The following is a 22,441-nucleotide window of genomic DNA, read 5'->3' as shown; positions in this document are numbered from 1 at the left end:
AGCCAGTGCGGAGCAATCTGACATGACACTTTTTCTCGGATGACCCATGACCCTTGTTGATACGCGCACACCCGATCCGAAACGCTTCATTTCTGGCGCGACCGGTGACTGGGAAATCGTCATCGGCATGGAAGTACATGCGCAAGTCACCTCCGAAGCCAAATTGTTTTCAGGTGCGTCTACGACGTTCGGTGCCGAACCGAATAATAATGTGAGTCTCGTCGATGCGGCCATGCCCGGTATGCTGCCTGTCATCAACGAGGAATGCGTGCGTCAGGCGATCCGCACCGGGCTTGGTTTGAATGCCCAGATCAATCTCAAGTCCGTTTTTGATCGCAAGAACTATTTCTATCCTGATTTGCCCCAGGGCTACCAGATCTCGCAGTTCAAGCAGCCCATTGTCGGAGAAGGCGTCGTCAAGGTATCCGTCGGCCCCGATAATAAAGGCGCGTTCGAGGAGATCGAGATCGGCGTCGAGCGCCTGCATCTGGAGCAGGATGCGGGCAAGTCCATGCACGATCAGCATCCGACCATGTCTTATGTCGATTTGAACCGCTCCGGTGTGGCGCTGATGGAAATCGTGTCGAAGCCCGACATTCGATCGTCTGATGAGGCGAAGGCCTATCTTACCAAGCTGCGCACGATCGTGCGCTACCTTGGTACCTGCGACGGCAACATGGACGAGGGTTCGATGCGCGCCGACGTCAACGTTTCCGTGCGCAGACCGGGCGGTGCGTTCGGTACGCGGTGTGAGATCAAGAACGTCAACTCGATCCGTTTTGTCGGTCAAGCCATCGAGTATGAGGCTCGCCGCCAGATCGCGCTTATCGAGGATGGTGGAGACGTCGTGCAGGAAACGCGTCTCTTCGATCCGACCAAGGGTGAAACGCGGTCCATGCGTTCCAAGGAAGAAGCACATGACTACCGCTATTTCCCGGATCCGGACCTCTTGCCGCTCGAATTCGATCAGGCTTATGTGGACGATCTGGCTAAGGACCTGCCGGAACTACCGGATGTCAAGCGGGAGCGCCTGACCAATTCGATGGGGCTATCGGCCTATGACGCGTCGATTCTCGTATCCGAAAAAGCGATTGCCGATTATTTCGAGAACGTTGCAAAGGGACGTGACGGCAAGGCTGCTGCCAATTGGGTCATCAATGATCTGCTCGGTGCGCTGAACAAGGCTGGCAAGGATATTGAAGAGTCTCCGGTCTCGCCAGAACAGCTTGGTGCGATCATCGATCTCATCAAGCAGGGCACGATTTCCGGCAAGATCGCCAAGGATTTGTTCGAAATCGTCTGGAACGAAGGTGGGGACCCTGCCGGGATCGTCGAGAGCCGCGGCATGAAGCAGGTTACCGATACTGGTGCTATCGAAAAGGCTGTTGAGGATGTCATCGCCGCCAATCCGGACAAGGCCGAACAGGCCAAGGCAAAGCCTTCCATGGCCGGCTGGTTCGTCGGCCAGGTGATGAAGGCAACTGGCGGCAAGGCCAACCCGCAAGCAGTTAACGATCTCGTCAAGACAAAGCTCGGAATTGTCGAATGATGTTCTTTGCACGCACTGTCGCCAAGAGCGATCTGGCGGCAGTGCGCTCGCTACTCGCGGAGACGTGGCACGCGACCTATGACATGATCTACGGTCCAGATGCCGTGGCGCGCATTACCGATGAGTGGCATTCCATCAGTGTTCTTTCGCGATACATCGAGAAGCCGCAGTCGGAATTCCTGCTGGCTGACGACGGAAAGCGCATCGGCGGTGTGGTCTTCGCCGAAGCGATTGACGGTGGCAAGACAATTATCTTGCGCCAGCTCTATGTGCTCCCGGAGTTGCAGGGGCAGGGCATAGGCACCGGCCTTCTCGACGAGATAGAGGGCTGCTTTCCCGACGCTGAACGCATCCGCCTCGAAGTTGAGGAGCAGAATGTGCGTGCTATCTCCTATTGCCTGGCTCAAGGCTTCGCCCGCGTAAAGTCGGAGCCAGGACCGATGGAAGGCTTCACGACCGTGACGCTTGAGCGACCAATTCTCTGGGCGGACTGAAAGTGAGCGAGCTAATTATCCGCGAGGCTAAAAAGAGCGACGTTGAAGCAATCGTTGCGCTCTTTGCCGATGATGCGCTAGGCGGTCATGGTGACACTACAGGCGCAGATGCCTTGCCCGGCTATCGTCGCGCATTCATCGAAATTGAGCAGAGCACCAATGATACGCTTTACGTTGCTGAGATGGATGGCCAGGTGGTGGGAACGTTTCAGTTGACCTTCGTCAGGTCGATGACGGCACGGGGCTCCAGGAACATGATCATCGAAGCGGTGCAGACGAAAAGCACGATGCGCGGTCGTGGGATCGGTGCCAGAATGATCACATTCGCGATCGACAAGGCAAAAAGTGAAGACGTACGTCTTATACAGCTTATGTCTAACAATGTCCGTGTGGATGCCCACCGTTTTTATGAACGCCTGGGCTTTTCGCATAGCCATGCGGGCTTCAAAATGAAACTGCGCGATTGACATAAAGCTGTGCCGGGTGCAAAGCCCTGCGCAGGAATTGAAGGACTATGGCGGCTTTATGCCGTTTGCGAGGACCGTGAGATGAGCATTCTCAAGCAGGTATTCACCTGGTGGAACGGACAGACGATCGGAACGCGCTTCTACACGTGGCGCTTTGGTAATAAGATCGGTCAGGACGAATTCGGTAATAGCTATTACGAAGGTCCGAAAGATAATGAAGGCCGTCCGCGTCGCTGGGTCATCTTCAATGGTTATGCAGAAGCTTCGGCTATTCCTGCGGGCTGGCACGGCTGGATGCACCATCGAACCGATATTGCGCCAAGCCAGGAAGAATATCAGCCGCGCGAGTGGCAGAAACCGCACAAGCCGAATCTGACCGGTTCGCCGGAGGCCTATCGCCCCAAGGGATCAATGACCAGCAACGGTACGCGTCCGCGCGTCACCGGCGACTACGACGCCTGGACACCTGGCGATTAAGCTGCTGGCTAGCATGCCTCGTTTTTGACGTATGAAGCGGTTACGAGGCTTATCCGTCAAGTATTCTGATAAGGAGAGTGGGGGCGGATGCAGACTCGAAAACGGATGATCATGCAGCGTTTGAAAGCATCAGCTCTAGCCGCGCTCATTGCCGTCCTTGCTGTGGTTCCTCAAGCGCAGGCCGAACGTATTGAAAATCCGGTCGCGCAGTTTGCTGGTATCGATAAGATTACCGGCCGCATTATCACCTTCGACGTATATATCGGCGAGACCGTACAATTTGGTGCGCTTCAAGTCACTCCTCGCGTCTGTTATTCGCGCGTGGATGAGGAGGAGCCTAAAACCACCACCTTTGTCGAGGTTGATGAAATCACTCTGGACCGCAAGATTCGCCGCATTTTTACCGGCTGGATGTTTGCAGAAAGCCCCGGCATCAGCGCCGTGGAACACCCCGTTTACGATGTGTGGCTGAAGGCGTGTTTGCAGAAATCGAATGTTCCGCCGCCGGAAACCGCGAAAGCGCCCGCTAATTGATTATGAAGTAGAAAACCCCGGAACACGATGTCCGGGGTTTTCTGCTTTATGCTTCGAGAATCAGCGCAGGCGCTTAGGGCGCGCCTCAGCCAGTTCGCCATTCAGACGACGATCGAGATAATCTGCGCACTCGTCGATGAGAACATCGTCCTGACCGGTGAAGAAGTGGTTCGCACCGATCATCGTCTTTTGCGTAATGGTGATGCCCTTCTGTGTGTGGAGCTTGTCGACAAGCCCCTGCACGTCCTTTGGCGGCGCCACCTTGTCCTGATCGCCATGGATGATCAGGCCCGAAGATGGACAAGGGGCGAGGAAGGAGAAGTCGTAGGTGTTCGGCTGGGGCGCAACCGAGATGAAGCCCTCGATTTCCGGGCGCCGCATCAAAAGCTGCATGCCGATCCAGGCGCCGAAGGAATAGCCGGCAACCCAGCAGCTCTTTGAATCGGGATGGATGGCCTGGATATAATCCAGAGCTGCCGCCGCATCCGACAATTCGCCCTGGCCATGGTCGAATTCGCCCTGGCTGCGGCCGATGCCGCGGAAATTGAAACGAAGCGTCGTAAAGCCGCGCTTCTGGAACATGTAGAAGAGGTTGTAGACTATCGGATTGTTCATCGTCCCGCCGAAGCGTGGATGAGGGTGCAGGATGATGGCGATCGGTGCGTGGCGCTCTGGCGAAGGCTGATAACGGCCTTCGAGACGACCTGCTGGACCGTTGAAGATCACTTCGGGCATAGGGTACTCCGGTTTCGGCTCGGTTGCGTCGGTAACTGCCCTTGACGCGACCGCGACAGGGACTTAAAACCAGATTAGAATGGTTCCAAGGTAGCCTATCTTGCGCATTCTGTTGATGACGCTAATTAGGATGTTTGACCTTGGAAATTCAAGGAAATAACGCACAGCTAGCAACTATTGCCTGAAATGACAGGATAATCGCTTCATGTCGCTTGCGCGCGCCTATCTCGATTACAATGCCAGCGCCCCTCTGACGCAAGATGCGTTGGCGGCTGCTAGTGCTGCCTTGGCGTTTTGCGGCAACGCGTCCTCTGTGCATCATGAGGGGCGGGAGGCGCGACGCATTATCGAGCAGGCTCGCAAGGATGTTGCTGCGCTGGTCAATGCCGATCCTTCGCATGTGATATTCACCTCTGGCGCGACGGAGGCGGCTTCGATGCTTCTGACCCCGTCATGGAAGATGGGGGCTGCTCCGCTTCACGTATCGCACCTCTACGTCTGCGCGGCGGATCATCCTTGTATGCTGAATGGCGGCCATTTCGCGACCGAGCAGGTGACGCGAATCGAGGTCGACGCGGACGGGTTGCTGCGTTTGGATATGTTGGAAAATGCTCTGGCAGCGCATGACAAGGTGCAAGGCCTGCCGCTGGTCGCCTGCCATCTCGCCAACAACGAAACCGGCGTGATTCAGGATTCACCTGCTATTGCAGCCGTTGCCAAGGCGCATGGTGCGCTTCTCGTTCTTGACGCCGTGCAGGCCGCCGGCCGGATTCCACTTGATATGGTTGCGCTTGGTGCCGATTTTCTTGTTCTTTCGGCCCACAAGATCGGTGGGCCGAAGGGAGCAGGGGCAATCGTCTCTCAAGGGGAGGTGCTGACGCCTGTTCCGCTCGTCAAGGGCGGCGGGCAAGAAAAGGGTCATCGCGCCGGAACGGAGAACGTGATGGCAATTGCGGGGTTCGGAGCTGCTGCGCGCAATGCGCTGGATAATCTCGTGCATGCAGACGAGGTCGGCGTGCTGCGTAATCGTTTCGAAGCTGCGATCGTTTCGCGCTTCAATAATGCTATTATATTCGGGGCGCAGGCGCCGCGCCTGCCGAACACACTCTTCTTTTCGGTACCCGGGCTGAAGGCCGAGACGGCGCAGATTGCTTTTGATCTCGACGGCGTAGCGCTTTCCGCAGGGTCCGCCTGCTCATCGGGCAAGGTAGGACCAAGCCATGTTCTAGCGGCCATGGGCGTCGAGGGCGATCTTGGCGCTTTGCGCGTATCGATCGGTTGCGAGACCGGGGAACGTGAACTTCAGGCCTTTGAAAAAGTACTCGATCGGCTGGTGAAGCGGCATATACCGTCACAAGCTGCCGAATAAAGGGAGAAACTTTCCCCAGACACTCCATTTTTATGTCTGGGCTAATGGATCGAGCGCGAGGATCGACTATATAGCGGGCAACTGCCTACCTTGCGTAAGGAAACTGCCGGGACTTGAACCGGCAAGAATGGAGAACGCTGATGCCTGCGGTGCAGGAAACCATTGATCAGGTCCGCCAGATTGACGTCGACCAGTATAAGTACGGTTTTGAGACTTTCATCGAAACGGACAAGGCCCCGAAGGGCCTGAACGAAGATATCATCCGCTTCATCTCGGCCAAGAAGCAGGAGCCGGAATGGATGCTTGAATGGCGTCTCGACGCCTACAAGCGCTGGCTGACGATGGAAGAGCCCAGCTGGGCGCGTGTCGATTATCCGAAGATCGACTTTCAGGAGCTCTACTACTATGCGGCCCCGAAGAATTTTGACGGTCCAAAGTCTCTTGATGACGTCGATCCAGAGCTTCTGCGGGTTTATGAAAAACTAGGTATTCCGCTGAAGGAACAGGAAATTCTCGCTGGTGTTCAGAAGCCTCAGTCGGATGAACCGAGCGATAATGTCTATGCTTCTGGTCGCGTCGCAGTCGATGCCGTCTTCGATTCCGTTTCGGTCGTCACTACCTTTAAAGAAGAATTGGCGAAGGCCGGCGTCATCTTCATGTCGATCTCCGAAGCGGTGCGTGAGCACCCCGATCTGGTGCGCAAGTATCTCGGATCGGTCGTGCCCACCACCGACAACTACTATGCGACGTTGAACTCGGCGGTCTTCACCGACGGCTCTTTCGTCTTCGTTCCGAAGGGCGTCCGCTGCCCCATGGAGCTTTCGACCTATTTCCGTATCAACGAAAAGAGCACTGGTCAGTTCGAACGTACGCTGATTATTGCTGAAGAAGGCGCTTACGTCTCCTATCTCGAAGGTTGCACCGCTCCGCAGCGAGATGAAAACCAGCTGCACGCAGCTGTGGTGGAACTCGTTGCGCTGGACGATGCCGAAATTAAATACTCGACCGTCCAGAACTGGTACCCCGGGGACGTTGAGGGCAAGGGTGGCATCTATAACTTCGTTACAAAGCGGGGCGACTGCCGTGGCGACCGCTCGAAAATTTCCTGGACTCAGGTTGAAACAGGCTCTGCCATCACGTGGAAATATCCCAGCTGCATTTTGCGCGGGGATGATTCCCGCGGCGAGTTCTACTCGATTGCCGTTTCCAACGGTTATCAGCAGATCGATAGCGGCACCAAGATGATCCATCTCGGCAAGAACACGTCAAGCCGGATCATCTCCAAGGGCATTTCCGCCGGCAATTCGAGCAACACCTATCGCGGTCAGGTCTCTGCGCATCGTAAGGCGACCAATGCCCGCAACTTCACCCAGTGCGACAGCCTTCTGATCGGTGATCAGTGCGGCGCGCATACCGTGCCTTACATAGAGGCCAAGAACTCGACGGCACAGTTCGAGCACGAGGCAACCACATCGAAAATTTCTGACGATCAGAAGTTTTATGTCATGCAGCGCGGCATTCCGGAGGAGGAAGCGATCGCGCTTATTGTCAATGGGTTCGTCAAGGAAGTGATCCAGGAACTGCCGATGGAATTCGCCGTCGAAGCGCAGAAGCTTATCGGTATCAGCCTTGAAGGCTCGGTTGGATAATTCGCGCGCGACGCTCACAAAATCAGGAAAAGAAATATGCTTGAGATCAGAAACCTCCATGCCCGCCTTGCTGAAGAAGGCACCGAGATCATTCGTGGCCTGAACTTGACCGTGAAGGCTGGCGAAGTCGCTGCCATCATGGGACCGAACGGTTCGGGCAAGTCGACGCTTTCCTATATTCTGGCCGGACGTGAGGATTATGAAGTCACCGAAGGCGACATTCTCTTCAACGGCGAGTCCATCCTGGAAATGGATCCTGCCGAGCGTGCGGCGGCTGGCGTCTTCCTCGCCTTCCAGTATCCGATGGAAATACCGGGCGTTGCGACCATGGAATTTCTCAAGGTCGCCATTAATGCGCAGCGCAAGGCGCGTGGCGAAGAACCGCTGAAGGTTCCGGATCTTCTGAAACGCGTCAAGGAAGGCGCGAATGAGCTTAATGTTGACATGGCGATGCTCAAGCGCCCTCTCAACGTCGGCTTCTCGGGCGGTGAGAAGAAGCGTGCCGAGATTCTGCAGATGAAACTTTTGGAACCCAAGCTCTGCGTTCTTGATGAAACCGATTCCGGCCTCGACATCGATGCGCTGAAGATCGTTGCTGATGGCGTCAACGCTTTGCGTTCGCCGGATCGCGCCATGATCGTCATTACCCACTATCAGCGTCTGCTCGACTACATCGTGCCGGACAGCGTTCACGTGCTCTACAAGGGCCAGGTTATCAAGTCAGGCGACAAGGATCTTGCGCTCGAACTGGAAAATAACGGTTACGCCGGCATCATCGGCGAAGCTGCGTAAGGGGAATATCCATGAACCTCCACGCAAACCCACCCCAGCGTACGGCGGCCGAAACTGCGCTGGTAGAGGCTTACGGCGAACGGCTTTCGACGCTTGCCGGCGACAGCGCAGTGCTTGCGAACCGTGACACAGCCATCGAAATGCTCAAGCGCGGCCTGCCGACCAAGCGCATAGAGGCCTGGCATTATACGGATCTGCGTCGTCTGCTGACGACTCTGCCGAGTGCGCAGCCTTCTGCCAACGCAAAGACGCTAGCACCACTTCTGGCTGACAGCGACGTGCTTGTCATGGAAAATGGCGTTGCTTCCAATGCCGCTGCCATCGAAGGCCTGACGATCGCGCGCTTTGAAAAGAGTTTGCTCGACGGCACGGCGGCGGCTGCGCTCGTTCCGGCAGCAGACGACGACGCCGTTGGTGCGATCAATGCGGCTTTTGTCGGCGACGGCTATATGCTTTCAATCGAAGGGGAGCACGAGAAGCCCGTCGAGTTGCAGAACCTGCACGGCGGCGGCCAGGTCTTTGCTCGTTTCGTTGTCGATGTGAAACCGGGCGCCAAGACTACCATAGTCGAGCGTCAGGCGGGCACCGAGCGGGCTTTCGTCAGTTCAGTTACTGATCTCGTCATCGAAGATGATGCGGAAGTGCTCTACATCGTCCTTCAGGACCAGACGGCAGATTCCACCTATCTTGCGCAATTCAACGCCAAACTCGGCAAGAACGCCAAGCTGACGCTGTTCTTTATGAATGAGGGCGGCAAGCTGGTGCGTCAGGAAGTTCGCGTCATTGCGGAGGGCGAGGGTGCTGATTTTCAGATGCGCGGTGTCAATCTTCTGGCCGGCGATACGCACACGGACGTGACCATGGTTCTCGACCATGCCGTTCCGGAAACGACTTCAACGGAAATCGTCCGAAATGTCGTTACCGGGAAAGCCTCCGGCGTTTTCCAGGGGCGCATCAACGTGCATCAGGTAGCGCAGAAAACCGATGCGCGCATGGCATGCAACACGCTGCTTCTGTCGGATGACGCGGATTTCTCGGCAAAGCCCGAATTGGAAATCTTTGCGGATGATGTTGCTTGCGGCCATGGCGCGACCGTTACCGAAATCAACCCCGACCATCTGTTCTATTTGATGGCGCGCGGTGTTGATGAGAAGACGGCGCGTGGCCTCCTGGTTAGGGCGTTTCTTGCCGAAGTGATTGAGGAATTGGAAGATGAGGCTATCGTAGAAGCGCTGGAAAGGCGTTTGTCCGACTGGTTCGTCAATCACGGTTGATCTGAATAAGTGGCCCGCCCGGACCTTTGGCGGGCCGCTGCAATACTCCGTCCGGAGATCAAGAAATGGATCAGATGAGCGCTGCTCCCTACAATGTCGAGGCGATCCGTCGCCAGTTTCCGATTCTGTCGCGACAGGTGCACGGCAAGCCACTCGTCTATCTCGACAACGGGGCGTCGGCGCAGAAACCGCTGGCCGTCATCGAAGCCGTTGATGATGCCTATCGCAACCAGTATGCGAATGTGCATCGTGGCCTGCATTTCCTTTCTAATGCGACAACGGAGGCCTACGAAGCGGCACGTGAGAAGGTCCGCGCCTTTCTCAATGCTCCTCAGACCGATAATATTGTCTTCACAAAGGGCACGACTGAATCGATCAATACGGTTGCCTATGGATATGGGATGCCCAGGATCGGAGAGGGCGATGAAATTGTGCTTTCGATCATGGAGCATCATTCGAACATCGTTCCGTGGCATTTCATTCGTGAGCGCCAAGGGGCTAAACTCGTCTGGGTACCAGTCGATGACGACGGCGTGTTTCACCTGGAGGAATTTGAAAAACGGCTGACGGATCGCACCAAGCTCGTCGCTATTACGCATATGTCGAACGCGCTAGGCACTGTCACGCCTATGAAGGAGATCATCGCAGCCGCGCACGCGCGGGGTATTCCTGTATTGGTAGATGGCTCACAATCGGCCGTGCATATGCATGTGGACGTGCAGGATCTGGACTGCGATTTCTACGTCTTCACCGGGCATAAGGTTTACGGTCCATCGGGCATTGGCGTGCTTTACGGCAAGGCCGAAGCACTGGAGGCCATGCGTCCTTTCCAAGGCGGTGGCGAGATGATCCTTGATGTGTCGGAAAACGACGTCACCTATAACGCGCCGCCGCATCGCTTCGAAGCCGGTACGCCACCCATCGTTCAGGCCATAGGCCTTGGCGCCGCACTCGATTTCATGCGCGAAATCGGCCGTGACCGCATTGCCGCACATGAATCCGAGCTATGTACTTACGCGCATGACAGACTCGAGGCGATCGGAGGGATGCGCATTTTCGGTAAGGCGCCCGGCAAGGGGGCGATTATCTCCTTCGAACTGGAAGGCATCCACGCGCATGATGTCTCGATGGTGATTGACCGCGCAGGTGTGGCCGTACGTGCAGGCACGCATTGCGCGCAGCCCCTCTTGAAACGCTTCGGCGTCACGTCCACATGCAGGGCATCGTTCGGTATGTACAATACACTTGAGGAAGTCGATGCGCTCGCGGCGGCACTTCTGAAGGCTAAAAGTTTCTTCGCTTAATGCGCTTCGAAAGGCGGTAGGATATTGAACAGCTACCGCGACATGGTGAAGGAAACCGGATGTTCCGAGTTTCCATGGGGTTCTCGAAAATGACTGATGAAACCATAGAGACCGAAAAGTCGGTAAGCAAAAATCCGCTGGCGAATTCCGCTATTCCGCAGGATGAGCTTCTGCGGATGACTGACGATATTATCGCGGCTCTCAAGACAGTCTATGATCCGGAAATTCCCGCCGATATCTATGAGCTTGGGCTGATCTACCGTATCGACATTGAAGATGATCGCCACGTCAAGGTCGAGATGACGCTGACCGCTCCGGGATGTCCGGTGGCGGGCGAAATGCCAGGCTGGGTAGAAAATGCTGTGCGAGCCGTCGAAGGGGTGTTCGACTGTACCGCCACGATCACGTTCGACCCACCCTGGACGCCGGATCGCATGTCCGAAGAAGCTCAAGTCGCGACCGGTTTCTATTGATCCTTAAGAGGGCAGGCCGCATATAATAAAGATTACAATCCGCTTCTGACCTTGAATCAGAAAGCAGATGGAGATGAAAAAATGGGTCGTTTTTCGGTTATTTCAGTCACGGACGCAGCAGCCGAACGTGTGCGCGAGATCGTCAAATCGCGCGACGACGCGAAGGGTATCCGCGTGGGCATCAAAAAGGGCGGCTGTGCGGGAATGGAATACACAATCGACCTTGTCACCGAGCCGAGTGCGAAGGACGATCATGTTGAACACGCAGGTGCGCACATCTATGTCGCACCGGAAGCAGCGCTTTATCTCCTCGGAACACAGATGGACTTCGAGCGCACGACGCTGCGCACCGGTTTCACTTTCAACAATCCCAACCAGACGTCAGCCTGCGGCTGCGGCGAATCGGTCGAGTTGAAGGCGGCGGATCTGAAGGCGCTGGCGGAGGCGCGGGCCTAAATTCCGCCTCGCATTTAAACATGATACCAAAAAAAAGCCCGGTCTTTGCCGGGCTTTTTTTCAGACGTTCGTTGTCTTGATGAGCATGAAGGCGGGGACATCGTCACCGAACCCTAGAACCGGCTCGAAATCATCATCATCACGACGGTAGCGGCGGCGATTATTGTCGCGATTCTGATCACGATTGTCGTCACGCTGCGGACGGCGATTATCGCTTTGACGTTCCTGACGGACCGGACGTTCCTGCTTCTCGACCCGGGCCTGTTGTTTCGGCGCTTCTTCCGGTACAGCAACAGATGGCTGCTCTGTTTGCTCTATAGCCACCGTTCCGGCATCGACGTGACCGGATCGACGAGGACCGCGCGCACGTTCGCGCGTAGGCTTTTTTTCCTTCTTGGCTCCACGCCCTTTGCGCGGAGTATCGTCTTCTTCCGTCACGGCAGGCAGTGTGGAAAGATCGCCGTCCAGCCACTCTATGTCCCTGCCAATCAATGACAGAACAGCATCGAGATACTTCTTGTCGTTCTTGGTGATGATCGTGAAGGCCTTGCCCGAGCGTCCCGCGCGGCCGGTGCGGCCAATACGATGCACGTAATCTTCGGCATGGATCGGGATATCGTAATTGAATACGTGGCTGACATCGGGAATATCGAGCCCGCGTGCGGCGACGTCGGATGCCACCAGAAGCTTGAGCTTGCCTTCGCGGAAGTTTGACAACATCGTCATGCGGGCGCGCTGGTCCATGTCGCCATGCAGGGCACCGGCGCTGAACTCGTGGCGCGTCAGCGAGCGGAAAAGCTCCGAGACGTCAACCTTGCGATTGCAGAAGATGATGGCGTTCTTGATCTCGTCGCCTTCAGAGAGGATGAGATCGCGAAGAACCGCGCGCTTGTCCCAAGGCTTCGGTGCTGACTTGACGAGGCGTTGCTCGACTGTGGTGGCCGTGCTTGACGCCTTTGCCACTTCGATGCGCACCGGCGCATGCAGGAACTGTTCCGTCAGCTTGGTGATTTCCGGCGGCATGGTAGCCGAGAAGAACAGTGTTTGGCGGGTGAATGGGATCAGCTTGCAGATACGTTCGATATCGGGGATGAAACCCATATCGAGCATGCGATCGGCTTCGTCGATGACGAGCAGTTCGACGCCTGTCAAAAGCAGCTTGCCACGCTCGAAATGATCGAGCAGGCGGCCAGGCGTGGCGATAAGCACGTCGGCCCCGCGCTGCAGCTTCTGGTCCTGCTCGTCGAAGGAAACGCCGCCGATTAACAGAGAGATGTTGAGGCGGTGGTTCTTGCCGTATTTGACGAAATTTTCCTCAACCTGGGCTGCCAGTTCGCGCGTCGGCTCCAGGATCAGCGTGCGCGGCATACGGGCACGGGCACGGCCTCGTTCCAGACGCGTCAGCATCGGCAGAACGAAGGAAGCGGTCTTGCCCGTTCCGGTCTGGGCAATGCCCAACACGTCCTTGCCGGCGAGCGCATGGGGAATGGCCCCGGCCTGGATCGGGGTCGGTGTGGTGTAGCCTGCATCAGCGACGGCAGACACGACTTTGTCGGAAAGTCCGAGGTCTGCAAATGTGGTCGCGGCGTCTTGTTCGTTCAAAGAATCAGAGGACAAGTTGCTCGTTCAAATTCTAGCTGATTGGAGGCGGCTTTAAGTGACTGACGCAGGGACCGCCTTGACCTGCAGAGATTGTGTTCGCGTAAGGTTTGACGAAGAATTTGTCAACCGCAACAGCCGCAAAACCGGATGAATCCGTGGTCTCTGCGCTATAATAATTATCATTTCCGGTCAATATCTGAACTGTTCGGTGAGAATTCGTTCGTTCCAGGAATGTTTTGCATCGAAGAGGAGCGTCGCAGTCAGGAGACGCGACTGCACGATCTCCACGGAAAGGACGGACTTTGCCTCAATATGGTCAGCTGCCACGTTGACCGGACGCTTTTCCGCTTCAAGTATATCGAAGCGCACCTTCGAGATCTGCGGAATGAGGGCACCACGCCAACGTCGCGGACGAAACGGGCTGACCGGTGTCAGGGCCAGCAGCGGTGCATCGAGCGGCAGGATTGGGCCGTGCGCCGAAAGATTATAGGCGGTTGAACCCGCAGGTGTTGCCACCATGACACCATCTGCGCTCAATTCGTCGAGACGCACGTGATCATCTATCGAGATACGGATGCGCGCCGTTTGATAGGATTGACGCCAGAGCGCGACCTCATTGATGGCAATTGCGTCAATACGGCCTTCCTGTGTCACAGCATGCATTTCCAACGGACGAATCGTATCCGGAACGGCCGCGTAAAGCCGCTCATACAGGCCGTCGACCTCGAATTCGTTCATCAGGAAACCGACCGTTCCGCGGTTCATGCCATAGATGCGTTTGCCAGAACCCATAGTCTCGCGCAGCGTCTGAAGCAGGAAGCCATCACCGCCAAGCGCTACGATGACGTCGGCCTGGTCGATCCGACAGTGGCCGTAACGATGAGTAAGTGTCTCGGCAGCGATACGTGCATCATCGGTCGCGGCGTAAGTAAAGGCGATTTTCAAGGAGACGCACCCCGTTCGCATCATTCGGATCGAGCGCACGAAGCAACTCTTAGCCAACGGATGTACGGTCTTGAGCGCGTGCGCGCAAGATGCGGCACGAAGGCTGTGTTTAGGAAAATGAAGGGTTAAGGAGATGGCGACATCGTACAAAGCACCGCGTCGATATGGCCTATATGGGGTTCACCGCCGCTTATGAAACTCCTTTGCTGTGGGTTGTGTCGGGCTTGGCTTGACTTTTTTGTTAAAAAGAACAAAAGAAGAACATTAATTCAACTTACCTTGCGTCTGATGAAGGATCGCAAGTCAAAGGGTGCATTATGACGATATCCCGTGCGCACGTCATGGCCGATTTGCGCCAGCGCCTTGCATCTCTGGAAAGAGAAGGCAAACGCAAGGTCGGATCACTCCCTTTTGGCGTGAGAGAAGTTGATGCTGTGCTTCCTGGCGGTGGATTAAGCTACGGAGCATTGCATGAGTTTGCGGGCAATCAAGATGGAGCGACCGATGGTGCGGCCGCCGCTCTTTTTGCTGCCGGTATCGCGGCTCGTACGAAAGGACCCATCGTCTGGTGTCTGACCCGGCCAGATTTGTTTTTTCCGGCACTGGCGCAGGCTGGTCTTCATCCATCGCGTGTCACATTCATTGAATCTGACAGAGAGGAGGATGTTCTGGCAAACATGGAAGAGGGGCTTTCCTATGGTCGGATTGGAGCAGTGGTGGGTGAGATCGTCCGGTTGCCGATGACAGCATCGCGCCGTTTGCAATTGGCAGCGGAAAAGAAAGGTAACCTGGCTCTTGCCGTCAGACGGTGGGGACGAATGGCGGATGCTGACGATTTCAGCCAGCCGACCGCCTCTGCCACGAAATGGCGCATCAGCTTGCTGCCTTCCGCGCCGCTTCCGGTGCCGGGTGTTGGGCGGGCGCAATGGTTTCTCGAATTGGTTCGCGCAAAGGCGGGAGAACCCGCCGCATTTGTAGTTGGAGCCTGCGATGACAAGGGTTGTATCGATATACTTTCCCGATCTGGCTACGGACAGGATAAGACGGCTCGATCCCTCCATTGGCGCTGAGAAGCCCGTCGTCGTTCTGATGAAAAGCGGATCGAAGCGTTTTGTATCGGCTGCCGACAAGGCCGCCAGACGCGCCGGCGTACGGATCGGTATGCAGGCTGCGAAGGTGCAGGCGGTTTTTCGCGATTTACTGATTTTCGATGAGGATAATGACGCTGACCAGAAAGTCTTGGAACAGATTGCACTATGGGCATTGCGGCAATATTCGCCCCTGGTTGCTGTCGATGTGCCGGATGGTATCGTGCTGGACACTGAAGGTGCCGACCATCTGCACGGTGGTGAGCAAGCCATGCTCGATGCAATTTTCCAATGTTTTCAGGCAAAAGGCTTGACGGCTCGTGTTGCCATTGCCGACACGTGGGGAGCTGCTCATGCCTGTGCGCGGGTAATCCGCCGTCCGACTGTCATAGTGCCGAGAGGGCAAAATGCTCGTGCCGTCGAGAATCTGCCCATCGCTGGTCTTCGGCTGCCGGAACACGTTGTACGGGATTTTCGCACATTTGGATTTCGAACCATTGGCGAAATTTCTCGTCTGCCGCGCGGTCCCCTGGTGCTTCGTTTCGGGGTAGAGGTGGGGCGACGTCTTGACCAGATGTTTGGACAAATCGCCGAGCCTATTATTCCCATTCGCGCGACTGAACAGATCGAAGTCACTCGTTTGTTTGCCGAGCCGATAGGTGCAGCTGAGACAATTGACAAGTATGTTGCCCGTCTCACCGTTCAACTGGTTGAAGCATTGCAACAAAAAGGATTGGGTGTGCGCAAGGCCGATCTTGTCGTGGAGCAGGTTGACGGGACACGCAAGGCCCTGCGCATAGGAACAGCAAAACCAACGCGCGATATTGCATGGCTCACCAGGCTTTTGCGGGATCGTCGGGAAAAGATAGACCCAGGCGCTGGTATCGAGAGGTTATCGCTTGTTGCCTCCGTAGCCGAATCTTTGCTCGAGGAGCAAAAATCGTCTTCCCTGGTTGCGGACGATGACATGGACATTGTTCCTCTGATGGATATTTATGCCAATCGAGGGCAGCGCGTGTACCGTGTTTTGCCCTATGCGTCGGATATTCCAGAGCGATCGGTACGTCGGGTCGCATTCAATGAGACGGCCCCTGAACTTTCCTGGACGCAGCTTTGGCCGCGGCCAGTTCGTCTTCTGACGCGTCCGGAGGCAGTAGAAGTGATCGCGCTTCTTCCCGATCACCCTCCTGTTAGCGTCACATGGCGCGGCAAGCGCCGTCGTATCAAGCGTGCGGATGGGCCAGAGCGCATCTTCGGCGAATGGTGGCACCGTGATGCCGAGTATGATTTGGTGCGGGATTATTTCGTGGTTGAGGAAGACGAGGGCGCGCGGTTCTGGATTTTTCGCACCGGCGATGGCGTGGATGCGCAAACAGGTTCTCAGGAATGGTTCCTGCACGGAGTTTTCGCATGAACTATGCCGAGTTGCAGGTAACCACTCACTTCAGCTTTCTTCGCGGGGCGTCCTCAGCAGACGAGTTGTTTGCTGCCGCCAAACTTTTAAGGCTTCAGGCTATCGGCGTAGTCGACCGGAATTCCTTGGCCGGAATTGTGCGTGCGCTCGAGGCATCACGGGCTACGGGTCTGCCGCTCGTCGTGGGTTGCCGTCTGGATTTACAGGATGGCATGTCGATTCTGGTTTATCCGACCGACAGGGCGGCCTATTCGCGGCTGACGCGACTGATAACGCTGGGCAAGAAGCGTGGCGGTAAGAACAATTGCATTCTTCATCTCGACGATGTCGAGCAGCATGCGCAAGGACTGATTGGTATTCTTGTACCGGATATTGCTGATGAAATCTGTGCGCTGCAGCTCAGAAAAATGGCCGAGATATTTGCAGATCGGGCTTATGTCTCCCTATGTCTGCGACGTCGCCCGAACGATCAGCTGCGTCTGCATGATATTTCCAATCTGGCGACACGCTTTCAGGTGAAGACGGTCGTTACCAACGATGTTTTATTTCACGAGCCATCCCGTCGACAATTGCAGGATATCGTAACCTGCATTCGCACCAACACGACAATCGACGATGTGGGATTTGAGCGCGAACGTCATGCCGATCGTTATCTGAAACCGCCGGAAGAAATGGCGCGTCTGTTTCCGCGTTATCCTGAGGCATTGGCTAGGACCCTTGAGATCGTCGAGCGCTGCACATTCTCGCTTGAAGAACTGACCTATCAGTATCCGGATGAAGCCCTGATGCCGGGCATGGATGCACAGCAATCGCTTGAGCATTATGTCGAAAAATATTTGGCGCAGCGTTATCCGCAAGCGGTTCCGCCGAAGATTGCCGCAGCCATACGTCATGAGCTCGACCTGATCCATACCATGAAATATGCGCCGTATTTCCTGACGATCTTCTCCATAGTCAATTATGCGCGCTCGCAGGGTATTCTATGTCAGGGGCGCGGTTCGGCAGCCAATTCGGTTGTTTGTTATGTGCTTGGCATTACTTCCATCAATCCCGAGGAAATCGATCTTTTATTCGAGCGGTTCATTTCGAAGGAGCGTGATGAACCGCCCGATATCGACGTCGATTTCGAGCATGAGCGCCGCGAGGAGGTCATCCAATGGATCTACAAGACCTATACACAAGACAAGGCTGCTCTTTGTGCAACTGTCATTCGCTATCGGGCAAAAGGGGCGATTCGCGATATAGGCAAGGCACTTGGTCTGCCGAAGGACCTGATCAAGACGCTTTCATCCAGCCTGTGGTCTTGGTCTGAAGGCGTAAGTGAGAACAGTTTCCGTGAGCTCAATCTCAACCCTGACGATCGTCGCCTTGCCCTGACATTGAAGCTGGCGCAGCAACTGATAGGCGCGCCACGTCATCTTAGCCAGCATCCGGGCGGTTTCGTGCTGACGCAGGACAGGCTTGATGAGCTGGTGCCGATAGAACCGGCCGCAATGGAGGGGAGACAAATCATCGAATGGGATAAGGATGATGTCGAAACCCTGAAGATGATGAAGGTCGATGTGCTCGCGTTGGGAATGTTGACCTGTATGTCCAAGGCTTTTGATCTCATTCGCACGCACAAGGGCAAGAATCTCGACCTGGCAAAGATAAAGCAAACAAATGACAGAAAGACCTACGCGATGATCCGGCGTGCCGATACCTTGGGCACTTTCCAGATCGAGTCGCGTGCTCAGATGTCAATGCTGCCACGCCTGAAACCGGAAGAGTTTTACGATCTGGTGATTCAGGTTGCGATCGTGCGGCCCGGACCGATTCAAGGCGATATGGTTCATCCTTATCTCCGTCGACGCGAAGGTGAGGAGGAGGTCAGTTATCCTACGCCGGAGTTGGAAGCGGTGTTAAAAAAAACGCTTGGAGTTCCATTATTTCAGGAGTCGGCCATGAAGGTCGCAATGGTTTGTGCTGGATTCACCGGCGGTGAGGCGGACCAACTGCGCAAATCCATGGCCACCTTCAAGATGACTGGCGGAGTTTTCCGCTTCAAAGAAAAGCTCATCAACGGCATGATCAAAAATGGTTACACGCGCGATTTTGCTGAGAAAACCTTCGCTCAACTCGAAGGGTTTGGTTCCTATGGGTTTCCGGAATCGCACGCTGCCTCTTTCGCGTTGATCGCCTATGCATCAAGCTATGTTAAATGCCATTATCCGGAGGCATTTTGCGCTGCCTTGCTCAATTCTCAGCCTATGGGTTTTTATGCGCCTGCTCAGATAGTTGCGGATGCCCGAAAGCATGGCATTGAGGTCAGGCCGGTCTGTGTAAATCAATCTCGTTGGGACTGTACGCTGGAAAAGATCGAGGGTACCGATGATCATGCCGTTCGCTTAGGGATGCGCATGGTAAAGGGGCTTGCATCAACCGAGGCAGCGCGGATTGTTGCTGCACGGGCAGATCAGCCATTCCAGAGTATAGACGAGGTTTGGCGACGATCCGGCGTGTCGGTGGCATCGCTCGTAGAGCTTGCAGAGGCCGATGCATTCTATTCTGCAATGGCGCTTCAGAGACGCGATGCGCTCTGGGTAATCAAAGCTTTACGCGACGAACCTCTACCATTATTTGCCGCTGCTACCGCTCGAGAGGGCCGTGTAATTGTCGAACAGCAGGAGCCGCAAATCGATCTGCGGCAGATGACTGCGGGACACAATGTCGTGAAGGATTATACGCATGTTGGCCTGACGTTGCGTGATCATCCGCTTTCCTTCTTGCGACGTGATCTTGCCTTACGCGGAATAATCACCTGCGAGGAGGCTATGAGATCGCGCGACGGATATTGGGTGAGAACCGCCGGACTCGTGCTTATCCGCCAAAGACCCGGTTCGGCAAAAGGCGTTGTGTTCGTCACTATTGAGGACGAAACGGGATCAGCCAATCTCGTCGTCTGGCCAAAGCTCTTCGAGCGACAAAGACAAGTCGTCCTTGGTGCGACGATGATAGGAATTGACGCCAAGGTGCAGAGGGAGGGCGAGGTTGTGCATCTCGTTGCCAGGAAACTCTTCGACCTCTCAGGCGAACTCGCTGGTCTTGCCGATCGGGATCATGATTTCCCCCTTCCTGCTTGCCGAGGCGATGGATTTTCTCATAGCAAAGCAAACGTTCATCGAGCGCACTTAGAAGACAAGCCTATTCAAGACCAAGAGGGCGAGACGCTCAGGATAAAAAGCCGCAATTTTCATTAGCCGCTAAATTCTTCACGCTTTTGCTCATGGCCTTCAAGGCATTTCCCAGAATATCTGCACCTGAATTCAACGACGTGCGCTGATCTCCCACACATCGACGAGTTTATCGCCCCGGACGCAATGGTAACGACCATAAAGAGCTACCGTAGGATCGCAGTGTGGGACGACGCATTCGATGATATCCCCGATCGAAGGTCGAACATTGGCACCATTCAGATGCAGCCGGCCATGTTCGTCACCGGCATATTCGTAAGTCGTCACTTCCAGGCCACTTGTGATTACACGCGGCTCGGGACCGTTCAGAGCAAAAGCTTTTGTACCGGCGTCCGTCGTGACGAAGCCGGGCACGTTTGTGCTTGTGACGGATGTCTGCACGAAGAGCGCATTATCGAACGGCCATTTCTCGCCTTCTGCATAGATCACCGTCTGATATTCTGCGTCCATGAAAATGTAGGATCCGGCCTGAATTTCAGTAAATGGGCCTTCCTGGGCATCTATAAGATGGCTGCCCGTCCCGCCACCCGTGACGATGGGGGGACTCATCTCGATCGAAGCAAGAGCATCCATGATCCCTTCGATCCGTCGATGAGCTTGACGGCATAGATCGAGCCGCTCGATTGGATCGACAGTATGTTGAAGATGTCCACCATAGGCCTGAATGCCGCAATAGACGAGGGAAGGCAGGTTTCTGATTGTGTTTCCGAGTTGTACCGCTGCTTCCGGAGACGTGACACCCGTTCGCCCAAAGCCCAATTCAACGTCGATCAGGACGTTGATCTGAAGGCTCTTCTGTTCTGCTGCTGCTGCAAGATTCCGGGCATTGTCCGGATTGTCCACTACGATCATCGTGTCCGGAGTTTGCTCGGCAAGTGCAACGACACGCCCGATCTTGTATCCTGTCGTAACCGGCGAAGTAATCAAAATTCCCGAAAGGCCATTTGCGGCCATGATTTGCGCTTCATCTAACGTTGCGCAGCAAAGACCGATGGCGCCGGCGTCTCTCTGGGCTTGTGCGATGGTCGGACACTTGTGCGATTTGGCATGCGGGCGCAGACCTTTACCATGCGCCTTTATGATCTCCGCCATCGTCGCAACGTTTCGCTCGAACACATCGAGATCGAGCACAAGGGCAGGGGTGTTCAAATTATAACGCGTGCCAACGGAACTGGTATCATGGGCAGGGGACATGAGCTTTCCAATCAGAGGGAGCGGCTCATACACTTTTCCGCGCATGAGCCGGGTGATTTTAACGTCCGGCGCGCCGCATCAGTTTGCGATCCAGATGGCGATACCATGCCATGACACCGGGCATGAACCAGGGCTTGCCGCTGTAGAATGGTACGGCTGCTGGAGGACGGAAGTCGAAAGCTGAACGGGCCTGCATTTGTGCATCGAGCAGCTTCTTTGCTGCCTGCGCGCCAATCCATGGTGCCCATACCACCCCGGAACCGCAGAATCCCGTGGCATAGACGATCCCGTCACGTTCGAAGATGCGAGGTATCATGTCGCGATGCATCGCCACATGTCCGAACCAGCTATGGGTGACGGATACGTTCTGCAATTCGGGGAAAAGTTCATCGAGATTGCGCTTGAGATGGAGGGTGGGTTCGATCGGATCACCGCTCGTTGATCCGTCGCGTCCCCCAAGCAGAATCCGCTTTCCATCGGGCGAGGGGCGGTAATAGAAGCCGAGATTGCGCGTTTCGCTGCACATCATCAATCTGGGCATCAGCGTTGCCATTAGATTGGGCGACAGCTCCTCCGTTGCGATGATGCGGCTGCGCACGGGAACCATGCGGCGACGCAGCCATGGATCGGAAGCATCAGTATAGCCGTTCGTGCAGACAAGCACTTGCCGTGCCAAGACCTGGCCGGCGTCGGTCAATACGTTGAAGCCGTCATTGAGGCGATCTACCTTGCGAACAGCCGCGCCGGAATGCACCTGCACCCCGGCCTCCAACGCCACACGTAAAATCTCGGCATGAAACTTTGCTGGATGGAGACCGCCGATGTCCATTCGGACCGATCCGCCACGATAGAAATCCGTACCTAAATAATTTCGCTGTTCAGCTTGTGGCACCGCAAAGGCTTCAATTCCAAGCTTCTTCTCCAGCTTTTCCGCCGTACGAGCCAGGCCCTCATAATCTTGTTTGCCAACTGCACCGCTGAAACGCCCTACGCGTTTGAAATCGCAGGCCAGCCCCTCACTTTCGATGAAGCTGTAAAGAAATTCGCGCGCCTTTTTTCCCTCTGCCTCGATCGCAAGCGCACGGTTTTCGCCGAAACGACGCACCAGCGTCGCGTGGTCAAGGCGAATGTTGCCACTGGTGATGCCACCATTGCGCGAAGAAGCCCCTTCACCAGGGTTCATCTTGTCGAGGCAGATTACGGATCGTCCTGCCCGGACGAGCTGCAGGGCCGCGCTCAATCCCGCATAGCCTGCGCCGACGATTGCCACGTCGATTTTGGTTGGCAGCGATTTAGGTGGCAACGGCTTGACTGGTGCTGCTTCCCACCAGAATGGCGTCGTTTTATGGTCGTGTTGCGAATTTGATTGCATGTCGCTCTCGCGCTCCCCTC

At 55.6% G+C, this 22,441-nt stretch carries 19 protein-coding genes and 1 pseudogene; 15 read left to right on the top strand and 5 right to left on the bottom strand.

Annotation, left to right across the window (positions count from 1 at the left end):
- Positions 1-46: 46 nt before the first annotated feature.
- The 5 genes from gatB (at position 47) to IE151_RS01890 (ending at position 3,521) form a co-directional block, all read left to right on the top strand.
- The gene (gatB, locus tag IE151_RS01910; protein ID WP_189487298.1) at positions 47-1,549 is read left to right on the top strand and encodes an Asp-tRNA(Asn)/Glu-tRNA(Gln) amidotransferase subunit GatB; all 1,503 of its coding nucleotides are present in this window, start codon (positions 47-49) and stop codon (positions 1,547-1,549) included.
- On the top strand, positions 1,546-2,043 hold the full coding sequence (locus IE151_RS01905) for a GNAT family N-acetyltransferase (protein ID WP_244636565.1): 498 nt from the start codon (positions 1,546-1,548) through the stop codon (positions 2,041-2,043). Before gatB ends, IE151_RS01905 begins: the two co-directional genes overlap by 4 nt.
- A gap of 2 nt (positions 2,044-2,045) precedes the next feature.
- On the top strand, positions 2,046-2,510 hold the full coding sequence (locus tag IE151_RS01900) for a GNAT family N-acetyltransferase (RefSeq protein ID WP_189487296.1): 465 nt from the start codon (positions 2,046-2,048) through the stop codon (positions 2,508-2,510).
- Positions 2,511-2,591: 81 nt separating this feature from the next.
- On the top strand, positions 2,592-2,987 hold the full coding sequence (locus tag IE151_RS01895; RefSeq protein WP_189487294.1) for an NADH:ubiquinone oxidoreductase subunit NDUFA12: 396 nt from the start codon (positions 2,592-2,594) through the stop codon (positions 2,985-2,987).
- A gap of 87 nt (positions 2,988-3,074) precedes the next feature.
- A complete protein-coding gene (locus IE151_RS01890) occupies positions 3,075-3,521 on the top strand; it encodes a DUF2155 domain-containing protein (RefSeq protein ID WP_189487292.1) in 447 nt (148 codons plus the stop codon).
- Between the two features lie 60 nt (positions 3,522-3,581).
- Here the strand turns inward: IE151_RS01890 and IE151_RS01885 are convergent.
- Positions 3,582-4,265 (bottom strand): annotated as a pseudogene (locus IE151_RS01885) (alpha/beta hydrolase); the annotation flags it as partial.
- 196 nt (positions 4,266-4,461) lie between these two features.
- On the opposite strand from IE151_RS01885, the gene IE151_RS01880 reads away from it, so the two are divergent.
- The 7 genes from IE151_RS01880 to sufA all read left to right on the top strand — a co-directional run bounded on the left by IE151_RS01880 (position 4,462) and on the right by sufA (position 11,573).
- A complete protein-coding gene (locus IE151_RS01880) occupies positions 4,462-5,625 on the top strand; it encodes a cysteine desulfurase family protein (protein ID WP_189487287.1) in 1,164 nt (387 codons plus the stop codon).
- A gap of 140 nt (positions 5,626-5,765) precedes the next feature.
- Positions 5,766-7,274 (top strand): Fe-S cluster assembly protein SufB, encoded by a 1,509-nt coding sequence (sufB, locus tag IE151_RS01875; protein WP_189487285.1) that lies wholly within the window; start codon positions 5,766-5,768, stop codon positions 7,272-7,274.
- Between the two features lie 36 nt (positions 7,275-7,310).
- Positions 7,311-8,066 carry a Fe-S cluster assembly ATPase SufC gene (gene sufC / locus IE151_RS01870; protein ID WP_189487283.1) on the top strand — a complete coding sequence of 252 codons (756 nt, stop codon included), beginning with the start codon at positions 7,311-7,313 and terminating at the stop codon, positions 8,064-8,066.
- A gap of 11 nt (positions 8,067-8,077) precedes the next feature.
- On the top strand, positions 8,078-9,340 hold the full coding sequence (gene sufD, locus IE151_RS01865; RefSeq protein WP_189487281.1) for a Fe-S cluster assembly protein SufD: 1,263 nt from the start codon (positions 8,078-8,080) through the stop codon (positions 9,338-9,340).
- Positions 9,341-9,405: 65 nt separating this feature from the next.
- Positions 9,406-10,644, top strand: coding sequence for a cysteine desulfurase (locus IE151_RS01860; protein WP_189487279.1), 1,239 nt, complete (start codon positions 9,406-9,408; stop codon positions 10,642-10,644).
- An 89-nt stretch (positions 10,645-10,733) separates the two neighbouring features.
- A complete protein-coding gene (locus tag IE151_RS01855; protein WP_244636564.1) occupies positions 10,734-11,117 on the top strand; it encodes an SUF system Fe-S cluster assembly protein in 384 nt (127 codons plus the stop codon).
- Positions 11,118-11,198: 81 nt separating this feature from the next.
- Entirely contained in the window at positions 11,199-11,573 is a 375-nt protein-coding gene (gene sufA, locus IE151_RS01850; protein WP_189487278.1) for a Fe-S cluster assembly scaffold SufA, read from the top strand.
- 60 nt (positions 11,574-11,633) lie between these two features.
- Here the strand turns inward: sufA and IE151_RS01845 are convergent, their stop codons facing one another.
- On the bottom strand, positions 11,634-13,190 hold the full coding sequence (locus IE151_RS01845; RefSeq protein WP_189487276.1) for a DEAD/DEAH box helicase: 1,557 nt from the start codon (positions 13,188-13,190) through the stop codon (positions 11,634-11,636).
- Positions 13,191-13,364: 174 nt separating this feature from the next.
- A complete protein-coding gene (locus IE151_RS01840) occupies positions 13,365-14,141 on the bottom strand; it encodes an NAD kinase (RefSeq protein WP_189487604.1) in 777 nt (258 codons plus the stop codon).
- A 296-nt stretch (positions 14,142-14,437) separates the two neighbouring features.
- Between IE151_RS01840 and IE151_RS01835 the strand changes: the two genes are divergently transcribed.
- From IE151_RS01835 to IE151_RS01825, 3 genes are read left to right on the top strand one after another with little or no spacing between them, the layout of a single operon-like run.
- The gene (locus IE151_RS01835; protein WP_189487274.1) at positions 14,438-15,190 is read left to right on the top strand and encodes an ImuA family protein; all 753 of its coding nucleotides are present in this window, start codon (positions 14,438-14,440) and stop codon (positions 15,188-15,190) included.
- Positions 15,111-16,622, top strand: a complete 1,512-nt coding sequence (locus tag IE151_RS01830; protein WP_189487272.1) for a Y-family DNA polymerase — start codon at positions 15,111-15,113, stop codon at positions 16,620-16,622. The genes IE151_RS01835 and IE151_RS01830 overlap by 80 nt, the downstream gene beginning before the upstream one ends.
- On the top strand, positions 16,619-19,861 hold the full coding sequence (locus tag IE151_RS01825; RefSeq protein ID WP_189487270.1) for an error-prone DNA polymerase: 3,243 nt from the start codon (positions 16,619-16,621) through the stop codon (positions 19,859-19,861). The genes IE151_RS01830 and IE151_RS01825 overlap by 4 nt, the downstream gene beginning before the upstream one ends.
- A gap of 66 nt (positions 19,862-19,927) precedes the next feature.
- On the opposite strand, the gene IE151_RS01820 is transcribed toward IE151_RS01825, so the two are convergent.
- Positions 19,928-21,049 carry a DSD1 family PLP-dependent enzyme gene (locus IE151_RS01820; protein ID WP_189487268.1) on the bottom strand — a complete coding sequence of 374 codons (1,122 nt, stop codon included), beginning with the start codon at positions 21,047-21,049 and terminating at the stop codon, positions 19,928-19,930.
- Positions 21,050-21,107: 58 nt separating this feature from the next.
- Complete coding sequence (locus tag IE151_RS01815) at positions 21,108-22,421, bottom strand: NAD(P)/FAD-dependent oxidoreductase (protein ID WP_189487266.1); 1,314 nt, start codon at positions 22,419-22,421, stop codon at positions 21,108-21,110.
- Positions 22,422-22,441: the final 20 nt, after the last annotated feature.

Origin of the sequence: Limoniibacter endophyticus (assembly GCF_014652835.1) — a bacterium.
GTDB lineage: Bacteria > Pseudomonadota > Alphaproteobacteria > Rhizobiales > Rhizobiaceae > Limoniibacter > Limoniibacter endophyticus.
This window is presented reverse-complemented; position numbering and strand designations above follow the sequence as displayed.